Raw genomic sequence first — 11,158 nt, 5'->3', positions numbered from 1 at the left:
GCCCATGAGGGGTGGGTCTCGTACGGGTGACACGGCTAAGGTGGCGTGGCGACAGAAAAGACGAGCCACGGGGGGCAGTTGTGCCGTCGGAATACATGGACTCCGATCCCGCGGTCCTCAAGACCGAGGGCTTCCACATGTTCAACGTCGGGGTGGACTTCGCCAAGGCCGTGACGACCCTGCAGGCCGGTCTGGGCGCCCTCGAGCAGGGCGACACCCCGCCGTGGGGTGACGACGACATCGGCGAGAAGTTCGGCGTCGTCTACGAGGGCCTGCGCGACGGCATGTACGAATCGATGGCCAGCCTGGCGGAGCGCATCGCCGGGATGGGGGTCGCCTTCGGCAGGATGGGCGTGGCGCACGAGCTGAACGAGGCCGAGCAGGACGCCATCTGGAAGCAGACGATGGCCGAGTACGACGGTCAGGTGCAGGTGCCGTCCGGGGCCGTACACGCCACACTGCGGCCTCGCCAGGACCTCTGATCCGCAACGGACACATGGGGTCCACCGACGCAAGTAGGGTGAGCCCCACACGTCGTTCGCACGTCAGGAGAGGCCCAGCGGCATGACCGAGGCACACAACAACGAGGTCGGGACTCAGGCCGAGGACATCAAGGCGCGCAAGGAACGGGAGCGGGACGAGCTGTACGCCCTCGACATCTCCGGGGCCGAGTGGCACTGCGCGCCCGGTACCGAGGAGCACGAGGAGCGGGTCGAGATCGCGTACCTGCCCGAGGGCGCGGTGGCCATGCGGTCGTCCCTCGATCCCGACACTGTGCTGCGGTACACCGAGGCGGAGTGGCGGGCGTTCGTGCTCGGGGCGCGGGACGGGGAGTTCGATCTGGAGCCGGCGCCGCACAACGGGGGTGTGGTGGCCGAGTAGGCTCGGTCCCCGTCGTACGTGAGGACTTCCCGGCAGCCGTCCGCAACAGCGGGCGGCGGCTGTTCTTGCGGCAGACGGTCGAGAAAGCGGTCGAGCTGATGGAGCGGGGTCAGCCGGCCCCTTCCCCCAGTGCCCTGCAGGCCACCCCCGTGCCTGGTGCGACGGCCCAAAGCGCCGTCCGAGAAGCGCTGGTGAGGCACTTGACCATCACGAAGAGGCAGACCGGTCCCGTGATCGCCGCGACAGCCATGATGCTGCCGCGGCAAATTTTCCGGACCGGCCGCCGCGGTGCCATGGTCGGACTCCCCTGCTCCGTACTCCTCATCGCGATGGGCGCCGTCGGCGTCTTCGGGGCTGTCGTGATCGCCATCGGGAACCAGAAGGGCGAATCCCCCCGGCGGGCTTCGCGGGCCTCTGCCGTCAGCAGGTGGTGGCGGCGGTCCAGCAGTACGTCCCGCACATCTGGCTCGGTGAGTCGGAGCGGGCGGAGGGGCACATCGGCCGTCCTGACGTGACGGGGCACAAAGAGTGGACTCGGGGCCGTACACAGTGACGCACCAGTTGTGACGGGTCGGCTGCCGTTCCGGCCAGCAGTCCACCGCTCGTACCAACAGACCCGCCCTGCAACGAATTTGTGACAGCAACCCTCTCAAGTTGCCTGCCGGTGACTCCTTAAGCTGGTGGCACGGCTGTACATCTGTGTTGTTTTCCTTGATAGGTCAGGGAGTTGTACGGCCGTGCTGGCTGACGGGGGTGCTTTCTGCTGTGGCGATGATGTTGCCGGACGAGCTCGAGTGGGTTCTCGAGATGCTGGGCTACCGGTGGCCGACGGCGAACGAGGACAAGCTCAGAGACTGCGCCGCCGTGTGGCGGAAGTTCGGCGAGCAGGTCACCGATCTGCACACCAAGGCGAACACCAGCGCCGGCCAGGTGATCGAGCACAACGCCGGCGACTCGATCGACAAGTTCCGCAAGACCTACGAGAAGTTCGACGGTGGAGGCGGCCAGGACGGCTACCTCCGCAACGCCGCCGAGGCAGCCTTCCTCATCGCGAACGTGCTGGAGGCCTGCGCCTACCTCGTCGAGTTCGCCAAGTGGGCGGTGATCGCCCAGCTGATCGCCCTCGCCATCCAGATCGCCGCCGCCGCTGCCGCCGCACCGTTCACCTTCGGTCTGTCCTCGGTAGCGGGAATGGGCGCCACCCAGGCCGCCCGCCTGATCGTCCGGCGCCTACTCGACGAGCTCAAACAGGCGATGTTCGAGGCGCTCATCGAGACGCTGAAGGAGCCTGCGATCTCGGCGGTCGAGGCGATGATCACCGACCTCGTCCGGCAGACGGTGAACGTCGGCTTCGGCGCCCAGGAGGGCTACGACATCGGCGCCACCATGAAGGCCGGCGGCGAGGCAGGTCTCGACGCTCTCAGGCAGAGCCCGCAGACCTTCGCCGAGGGCCTGCGCGACAGCCTGGGCCAGAAGGCGGGCAGCCGGGCTCGGGACGCCATCGACAGCCGTATCGACGGGTACGACGGGCCGTCGGGGAGCGACATCGGTACCAACGGAGGGAACAGCGGGAGCGGTAGCTCCGACGGCAGCGGGGACTCCGGGTCGGGCAGTTCCCACTCCTCGTCCTCCGACTCGTCGAGTTCGTCGGGTTCGGACTCATCCACGTCGACGCATGCGAGCAACGGCAACGGCCCCGGCGTAAACATAGGAAGCGGCATATCCGCCGACACGGGCGGCAACGACATCGGCGCCCCGAACGTGGGTCCGGGCCCCGACTCCAACTCCGGGCCGGGATCCGACTCCGGGAGCCCGTCGTCCTCGGACAGCCCTTACTCGAGGCCGACGCCCGCCACCGGGCCGTCCCTGTCGGACTTCGACGACCCCTCGCCCGGCGGAACCTCACCTGGTGGTACGGGCTCCAACGGTTCGTCCGCCACCCCGAGTACGTCCGGCCCCTCGCACTCCGGCGGCGGCTCCCCCGTGTCCGGCCTGTCCTCCCCCACAGCGCAGTCCGCGCCCACGCCCGCGTCATCCGGCGGTACATCGTCCTCGCCCGGAGGCGGCTCGATCGGCACCCAGATCGACGGCCTGGCCGCGAGCGCGCCCACGCAGTCCAACGCGGCGCCCACGCCGACGGCCGACCACTCCCCGGGGGGAACAGGCGGCCGTACGGACGGCGGCTCGGCCATGCCGACCTCGCCCACGGCACCTTCCACCGGGGGCGGCGCGGCTCCGGGCACGCACAACGCCCCGAGCGGCTCAGGCGGCACCTCGTCCGCGACGAGCCCGAACCCCAACTCGGGCCCGGCGAGGAATCCTTCCGCTGGCACACCCGGCACGCCGTCCGCTGCGGCTTCCGCCGCCTCTACCGTTACGAGCCCGAGCAGTTCCGCGTCCGCTCCGACGAGGAATCCTTCCGCCACGACGCCGGGCACCACGGCGTCCGCCACGGGAACGGGGCCTGCCTCGACGCCGAGCCCCACCACGCCCTCGACTACGCCACGGACAACGCCGTCGTCGACGCCGTCGCAGACGCCGGGTTCTCGAATACCCGGCTCCGACGGCCGGTCCTCTGGTACGGCGGACAGTCGAATACCGAACCAGAGCACTCCGGGCACGACGCCGGGAGACCGCACGCCGCCTCGGGACACCCCGGGCACGACGCCGGGCGAACGGACCCCTCCGCGAGACGGCGCCACCACAACGCCGGGCGACCGCACCCCGAACCGGGACAACGCCAGCACCACGCCCGGCGACCGCACTCCGCCGCGTAACTCCGCGGACCCGACCGGCGCCCGTACGCCCGGCCAGAACCCGAGTCAGACCACCCCGAACCAGCACCCGGCCCAGTCGTCGCCTTCCAGGACCCCCTCCGCGTCCACCAACACTCCGACGGCCACGCCTTCCACCTCCTCCACCAACGGCACTGACCGAGCCTCGACCCCGAGCAGCAACGCCCAGAGCCCGTCAACACAGCCCGGCCGCTCTCACTCACCCGGCACGCCGCCCACCCCCGGCACTCCGAATCAGCCGAGCCCCGGCACCAGCCCCACCCCGCCGCGGCCTCACCAGCCCGCCGGCCACACGCCCAACACCCCGCCGAGCCCGAGCCCAAGCCCGAGCCCGAACAACCCCACACCGCAGCAGCCGGCCGCACAGCCCCACAAGCCGGAGAACGCGCCGCCCGACCGGGACCGGCAGCACCAGCAGCAGGTGACGGCGGTCCCGATCCACACGGTCGTCACGACCCCGGGTCCCTCGCAGTCACCGTCCCACGCGGACCCTGCCACGCCTCAGCACCCGGGTTCACCCCAGGCCACCCCCAACAACTCCAACAACCAGAACCACCCCCAGCAGGACAGCCTGGACGACATCCGCGCCGACCTGGACCACGCCCCGGGAGGCCTGTCCCACCCCGACCCCGCCGATCAGCAGGCTCTGGTCGACGCGGTCCCGCACCACGAGGACGGCACCCCACAGCGCTTCCCCGACCCCTTCGGCCCCTGGGCCCAGCTCCAGAACGACGGCGGCAACACGGTTCCCGGCCGCAGCAACAACTGCGCCGACTGCTCCCGCTCCTTCCTGGAGACCTGGTACGGCAACCCCCAGGTCTCGGCCCCCCGAACCATCGACCTCGACGAGAACGGCAAGCACAACCCGTTCACCCCCGAGGACAACGCGAACGACAACCAGATCCGCTGGACCGGCGCCGCCCACACCTACGCCGGCCCCGGCGGCGACCCCAACACCGCCAACACCATCGCCTCCACCCTCCAGCAAGCCGGCCCCGGCTCAGCCGCCATCGTCCAGGTCGACTGGCCCGGCGGAGGCGGCCACGCCTTCAACGTCGTCAACCACAACGGCAAGATCGTCTGGATCGACACCCAGAGCGGTGAGGTGAGCGACAAGCCCCTCCACATCGACAAGGCCGCACACGTCTGGCACATCCCGCTGGACGCCGACCGCAATCCCATCGACACCACCCAGCCCGACGACAAGGACGCCGAGGACTCCAAGAGCCAGGACAACGAGGCTCAGGACCAGAACGGCGACGCGTCCCAACACGAGAACTCCGAGAACAGGCAGGCCGACCAGGCGGATCCCTCGGACGAGACACGGGCACACACTCCCGACGCCGTACGGGAGTCGGAATCCAGCCCCCGCACCAACGAGACCAGTACGCCCGGCCCCGACCGGACCACCGCAACACCCGAGTCGCAGGCGACATCGCAGAGCGACCGCTCCGACGGCTACCGCTCCGACGGCTCCGTCCGTTCGGACGATCCACGCAGGCAGGAGCCGTCCAGCCCGAAACCGCACGCGGACGAACGGACGGATGCCAAGGGCGACAACCAGGCACGCTCCGACCGGCACGCGGAGACGACTCGCGACAACGTGCCCCGAGGCCCCCAGAACCCCGCCGGACAAGACGCTGACCAGAACGGCGCCCCCTCGGACTCGACCGGCGACAAGGACAACAGCAAGGATCCCGACGACCGCCCTTACACCGATCCTCACGACCGAGGTACCAGCGACACCTCGGCCGAAAGCCGCCGTGTCACCGAAGGCGGACCGGACAGCGATGGCTCGCGCACCCATGAAACACCGGAGAGCGACAAAGCCAAGGAGTACGGCATCGAGCCCGACGAGCTGCAGCAAGGGCTGCGTCGGGAGCAAAACGTCCACAGGGTGGAACTCGACCGGGTCCACGCCCAACTCGACCGCTGGGCGGAGTCGGGCGCCCTCGCCGACGTCATGCTGGCGACGACCGGCAACGGCCCGCAAGCCCATCCTGACGGGTCACGCAGCTTCACCCGGGACCAACTCAGTAATAGTCTCCCCGGCTTCGGTGCCCTGTCACGTGGCGAGCAGCAAGCCGTTGTGGCGTCCCTCGCCAGGCTCAGCCTTTCCTTCCACCAGGAACACGCGGTGGGCCGCAGCCCGGAACGGATTCCAAATCCGTACAGGAACGACGGCGAAAGCGCCCCGGACAAGGACACTCCGGACCGCGGCGCAAAGCTGTCCAAGGAGTCGCTCGGAGTGCGGCTGCATCGCATGGCGATGAACGCCCTGTTCAAGAAGGCAGAATTCAAGGCACTTGAGCCTGAAAAGCTCAAGGAAGTCAAACGTCACGGACCTGATTTCAGCGGAAAGAATTATGCAGTCCTTGAGGTGAAGGGACCTCCACCGAAGAACGATGTTCATTACATCGTGGACTCGTCCGTCCCAGCCAACAAGGAATTGAAGGGCGTACAACCGCGCCACTCGGAAAGACACCTGCTCGACTGGCTCAAGCGTATGGACCCGGACGGATCGAAGTACACGCCTCTCGGCCTGTATACCGAACGAGAACCGTGTGGAGAGGGCCAGGGCCATGCGAAGTGCTCCATTACCCTCCGGGACGAGCGACTGAAGGGGATACCGATCCACTACAGCACCACATATCGTGACGACCCTGTGGGCGTGGCCACACGCGGAGAAATGGCAGAGGACAAGAGGGACGCGCTCAAGCAGATGAAGGGCAAGTCCGACCAGGAGTGCAGAGAGATCGCCGAAGAAGTGTGGCGGGAGCACTACAAGGGCGACCAAGCGGGCCTCGAAAAGGCATTGCAGAAGCTGGAGGCAAAGAGCGGAGAAGCCCTGCGCAAGGCCATACGAGGTGAGTTTGACGCTCAACGCAAGGCGACCACGACCCACAAGGAGGGCGCCATCAAAGCCGAATTCGATCGGCACATCGACGCCTTGCAAGGAACTTGGAAAAAGCTCCGTGCCGACATTCAGGGCTGACCGAGCACCTGAAGTTTCCGTTCATCGGCGCCCTTACCCACTCCCCACACACCACAACTAGGCTGTGCACCATGGCAGATAGCATCAACGCTCTTGTACGGGACCTCTCCGACGATGATCGGAGCGTGTGGCAGGCCGCCGAGGACCGTCTGGTCGCCCTCGGCTCACAGGTGGTCGACCATCTGCTGCCCCATGTCGGAGAGGGCGGGGCGTCACGGCTGAAATGGAGTGCCGAGACCGTCCTGCAGAGGCTGGGCGACGAGGCATTGCCACGCCTGCGGGAGATCCGACAACAGGGCCCTGGGCGTCTGCGCGGCAATGCCCTGAAAGCCCTGGTCGACCTGGAAGGCGCCGAGAACCTGGATGAGGGTGATCGGCGTGCCGTGGAGCGCCTCGTGCGGATCAAGCTCATGGACGAACGCCCGGTGAGGCTCCCGTCGGAGGCCGGCCGCTGGCTGGCCTTCCCGGCGGACCGGCTCGACGACGCCGTAGCCGCTCTCGGTCTGCACGACCTTCGACCGGCCACCACCGTCATGGGCGTGGCCGCCGCCACCAAGGCCACCGACTCCCTCGAATTCCAGGATGCGCAGGGGAAGACACGGACCGCCTACCGGGTGTTCATCACACCGGCGTTCGAGACCTGGCTCGAGGAATTGCCGATCCAGAACTGGCGCCTGCTGTGGGGAAATTCGTTCATCGACCAACTCGACGGCTTCACGCTGGCCGACAAACTCAGCGAGCGATGCGGTGAGGCCCACTTCTACGTCGTCGACCCCTACAACTCCGCTGAGAACTGGTATGTCGCCCGCGAGGGCCACGGGGTGCGGAGCTTCGGCAGTTACGACCACCCGCGTTTCCAGGGAGAACCCCTGCCGTTCGAGGTGGAGTACCGGGAAGACGCCGACGAGGACGAGGCCGAGGAATACGCCGAGGGCGTTCCGTACGCTCGCACGGCAGCCGACCTCATCTCCGTCGAACCCGGCGGCATGCCCGCCTCCGGCACCCACGGCCATGGTTGGCTCGCCACCACCCACCCCGACGTACCGAACGCCCGCTTCAAGGGTGCTCTGCCCATCTGAAGCCCACGTCCGCGCCAGCGGAGGACAGGAATCCATGACCGATTCAACCGACGGCTACGCTCCACACCCCCACATAGGCGGCCGCACCAACGTTCTACGTGCGCTCGCGGCCTGGCGCATGGGGTGGCCGGGGGCGCCTCGTGTAGTCGCGCTGACCGGAAACTCCGGCAGTGGGCGTTCGCGGTTGCTCACCGGGTTTCTGATGCTCTGCGATGCCGAGTCCCGCAAGCAACTGGACCTCGATCGGCTCGACCCGTCCTGCGTGCCTCCTGAGCTGCCCGCACCCGCCGCGACGAATGCGCGCGGACTGACAGCCCAGCAATTCCTCTGGGCCCTTGCCGATCACTACGAGCTGGCCGTGGCCCGCAGCGAGGACATTTACGCGGAGCTCGCGGCCATCGGCGAGCCCATGTCACTCGTGGTTCTGGATGTGGATCAGGCGGGTCCGGTCCGGCACACGGACGAGCCATCCCGACTCGTACGCCACGTACTCAAGCCGCTCGCCGCCCTCGAATCGGTCCGCCTGGTGGCGGAACTGCCGCGGCATCTCGTCACCGAACTGGCCGAGGGCCTTCCGGCGGGCGCTGTGCAGATCATCGATCTCGACGAGCCGCAGTGGGCCGACCCCGAAGGGCTGGTACGGCACGCGGAGGCGGCACTGAGACCTGCGTTCGCCGGAGCGGACTCGCCGTTCACCGTGGATTCGGAGATCCGGCACGCGCTCGCCGCGGCCATCGGGCGCCGTGCGGGCACCAGCCCGCTCGTCGTACAGCTGGCCGTCCAGAGCATTCTCATCGCCCCAGAAGGAGTCGACCCGACCGACGAGGGCCGGTTGCCGACCTCGGTCGGCGAGGCACTCGATCTGCACGCCGGACGGCTCGGCGCCGATCCGCAGACATTGCGGCTGATGCTGGCCCCACTCGCTCTTGCCGAGGCCGACGGCATGCCCGCCCGTCTGTGGGCGCGACTGGCGAGCGCGGTCGCCGGGCAGGACATGAGCCAGGCCATCGCGGACGGTATGCCGCTCGTCGCCCCCTTCATAGAGCCCGTAGAACGGAAAGCGGACGCGGGTGGAGACGGAGAAGACGAGAACAGCGGGCAGACGCTGCTGCGCCTCCTGCACCCTGCCATAGGCGACGCGATCCGGGCCGGCCTGCCGAACGTCCGCGCCGCTCAGACGCAGATCGCAATGGCGCTGCTGGAGGCCGTGCCGGAGCAGGACTGGAGCAAGGCCGACCTGTACGTACGCGACCACATCGCCGGCCACACACTGGCGGCGGGCCTGCTGCCGCAACTCCTCACGGACCCGGGGCTGTTCGTCCACGCCGACCCCGTGCCGCTGCGCGCCGCCATCGAGACAGTCCCGTTCGAGGAACTGGGCGCACCGGCCCGTACGTATCTGCGGACCGCACCCCTGCTGACCCGCAACGAGGTCTCCGAGCCGTGGCGTGCCGCTCTGCTGGAGACGGCGTTCGTCGAGGACGGACTGCCCGAGTATGCCGACGCCCTGCACCAACTCGGCTTCGAACTGCCCTGGCAGACCTTGTGGAGCCTGCCCGTCGCCGGCATCAGTGAAGTGACGGTCGGCAGCCTTCCCAGCGCCGAGGGACCTGCGACCCCCGTGGCGGTGCTCGTCGTGCCACCGGACACTCCCGGCGCGCGCCCGACGGACGAGAGTGGCGTGTCCGCCGTGCTCGTTCAAGGCCTGGTGGCACCGGATGATGACCTTGCGGACCCGGACCTCGGCCAGATCCTGCGCCCGTCCGAGGAGGAGCGCGATGCCGCCCCCCTGGGGTTGAGCCGCGGCGCCGACTACCTTCGCATCTGGGACCGCGCGAGCGAGGAGGTCGTGGCCGCGCTGATCTCCGACATCCCGTTCATCTCCGCCGACCTGTCCCCCGACGGCATCCTGGTCGTCGCAACCGAACGCGGGGCGAAGGCCCTCCGCATCCGATGGGAGGACCCGGCGATAGCCTCGTAGACGCATGCTGCACGTTCTTTTCCACCCTCTCGACCTCCGCCCCCTCTCGACCGATCACTCCGAAGGAGCCTCCCGTGACCAGCCAGGAGCAGGCGCTCGCCATCGCCGACCGTTGGCTCAACCCGGAAGGCTCGGCGGAGCCGCGGCGCGAGGTCGGGATGCAGGAGTTCGACCTGGGCTGGGTCGTGTGGGCGGCACCCGCGGCGCCCGAGCGTGACCCGGTGACCGGGGAGCGTCGGCCGCCCGCCGAGATCGGCAACGCGTGCGGGGTCGTGGACCGCCGTACCGGTGAACTGACGGTCTGGCCGTCGGTACCGGTCGACGAGGTCGTGCAGATGTACCGGCAGAAGCACGGCGGCGCGGCGCAGGGCGCGGGATCGCCGGAAGGTGCCCGTCCGGTCACCGGTCCCGGCAACACCGCCGTCTTCACGTACGTCGACCCGGCGAACGGCGAGGAGACCACCCTCTTCCGCACCTCCGCTCCGGGCCTGCCCCCCGCCGAGTACCAGGCGTGGGCCGAGCTGCGGCGGATGAACGTCCCCGTCGACAATGTCGTGGCCATCCACACCGACCTGCGCCCCAGCCTGCTCCCCGGCGGCTACACGGCCGAACTCCTCAACTCCTTCCGCAACGCCCAGCTCTCCTGCTCACAGACCTACGGCGCCCGTCCCGAGGCGCGCGCCGAGGGCATCGCGGCGCTGGTCGAGCAGGTCGAGACGATGCACCGGATGGCCGGCCAGCAGCCGCCGCCCCGCCCGCACCGGGTTCCGGTTCCCACGCAGGTGACGCCCGCGGAGCCGATGCGGGACGTGACCCTCGGCCGCCATCTTGTCGACGTCTTCGGCCAGGACGGCGTACGCCGCTACGACGCCGACGACATCGCCGACAGCCCGCTGCCGGAGGCCACCAAGGCGACGCTCACCTGGGCGGGGCTCCCCGCCGACCTCCCGCTGTTCTTCACCGCCGACCGGCCCGACGCCCCTCCGGCCGGCGGCCTGTTCACCGACGTCGCCACGAATCTGCGCGAGCGGCGCAGCCCGGCCGGGGAGGAGAAGATCGGCGCCCTGGCGCATCTGGTGCGGATCGGCTTCGACGGGGTCGCGGTCGTGGCGGTGCAGTGCCGGCCGGGTTCCGGGCAGCCGGACGGTCTGGGCGCGGTGTGGGCGGTGGATCCGGTCACCGCCGAGGCTCGCTACGTCAATGTCTCGGTTGCCGCCTTCGCCCGTTCCCTGGCCCTGATCGCGGCGGTACGGCAGCGGATGCAGGGTCTGGATCCGGGCGCGGCGGGCGGGGAAGTGGCGGCGCTGCAGGAGCAGTTGGCGGCCATTGACGCGTCCGCGCTGAGCAACGCGGAGACCTGGTGGTCGCTGATCGTCGAGCAGATGTGGCACGGGCTGTTCTGAGCGGACCTCCAGCACCACCATCC

Annotated in this window: 6 protein-coding genes; all 6 read left to right on the top strand. The window is 69.1% G+C overall.

Annotation, left to right across the window (positions count from 1 at the left end; all coding sequences use genetic code 11):
* Nucleotides 1-95: 95 nt before the first annotated feature.
* The 6 genes from ABZ078_RS24425 to ABZ078_RS24400 all read left to right on the top strand — a co-directional run bounded on the left by ABZ078_RS24425 (nucleotide 96) and on the right by ABZ078_RS24400 (nucleotide 11,135).
* Entirely contained in the window at nucleotides 96-482 is a 387-nt protein-coding gene (locus tag ABZ078_RS24425; protein WP_356578372.1) for a hypothetical protein, read from the top strand.
* 82 nt (nucleotides 483-564) lie between these two features.
* A complete protein-coding gene (locus ABZ078_RS24420) occupies nucleotides 565-882 on the top strand; it encodes a DUF397 domain-containing protein (RefSeq protein ID WP_356578370.1) in 318 nt (105 codons plus the stop codon).
* Between the two features lie 771 nt (nucleotides 883-1,653).
* The gene (locus ABZ078_RS24415; protein WP_356578379.1) at nucleotides 1,654-6,672 is read left to right on the top strand and encodes a toxin glutamine deamidase domain-containing protein; all 5,019 of its coding nucleotides are present in this window, start codon (nucleotides 1,654-1,656) and stop codon (nucleotides 6,670-6,672) included.
* 71 nt (nucleotides 6,673-6,743) lie between these two features.
* Nucleotides 6,744-7,751, top strand: a complete 1,008-nt coding sequence (locus ABZ078_RS24410; protein WP_356578368.1) for a hypothetical protein — start codon at nucleotides 6,744-6,746, stop codon at nucleotides 7,749-7,751.
* Between the two features lie 34 nt (nucleotides 7,752-7,785).
* Nucleotides 7,786-9,732 carry an ATP-binding protein gene (locus ABZ078_RS24405; protein ID WP_356578366.1) on the top strand — a complete coding sequence of 649 codons (1,947 nt, stop codon included), beginning with the start codon at nucleotides 7,786-7,788 and terminating at the stop codon, nucleotides 9,730-9,732.
* A 74-nt stretch (nucleotides 9,733-9,806) separates the two neighbouring features.
* Nucleotides 9,807-11,135 carry an SUKH-4 family immunity protein gene (locus ABZ078_RS24400; protein ID WP_356578365.1) on the top strand — a complete coding sequence of 443 codons (1,329 nt, stop codon included), beginning with the start codon at nucleotides 9,807-9,809 and terminating at the stop codon, nucleotides 11,133-11,135.
* The last annotated feature ends 23 nt before the right edge of the window (nucleotides 11,136-11,158 follow it).

The sequence above is a fragment of the Streptomyces sp. NPDC006385 genome (genome assembly GCF_040612485.1).
Taxonomy (GTDB): Bacteria; Actinomycetota; Actinomycetes; order Streptomycetales; family Streptomycetaceae; genus Streptomyces.
This window is presented reverse-complemented; position numbering and strand designations above follow the sequence as displayed.

Bases quoted from the DNA above. Each gene is read 5' to 3' on its own strand.
- ABZ078_RS24425 (WP_356578372.1), top strand. From the start codon at position 96: ATGGACTCCGATCCCGCGGTCCTCAAGACCGAGGGCTTCCACATGTTC.
- ABZ078_RS24420 (WP_356578370.1), top strand. From the start codon at position 565: ATGACCGAGGCACACAACAACGAGGTCGGGACTCAGGCCGAGGACATC.
- ABZ078_RS24415 (WP_356578379.1), top strand. From the start codon at position 1,654: ATGATGTTGCCGGACGAGCTCGAGTGGGTTCTCGAGATGCTGGGCTAC.
- ABZ078_RS24410 (WP_356578368.1), top strand. From the start codon at position 6,744: ATGGCAGATAGCATCAACGCTCTTGTACGGGACCTCTCCGACGATGAT.
- ABZ078_RS24405 (WP_356578366.1), top strand. From the start codon at position 7,786: ATGACCGATTCAACCGACGGCTACGCTCCACACCCCCACATAGGCGGC.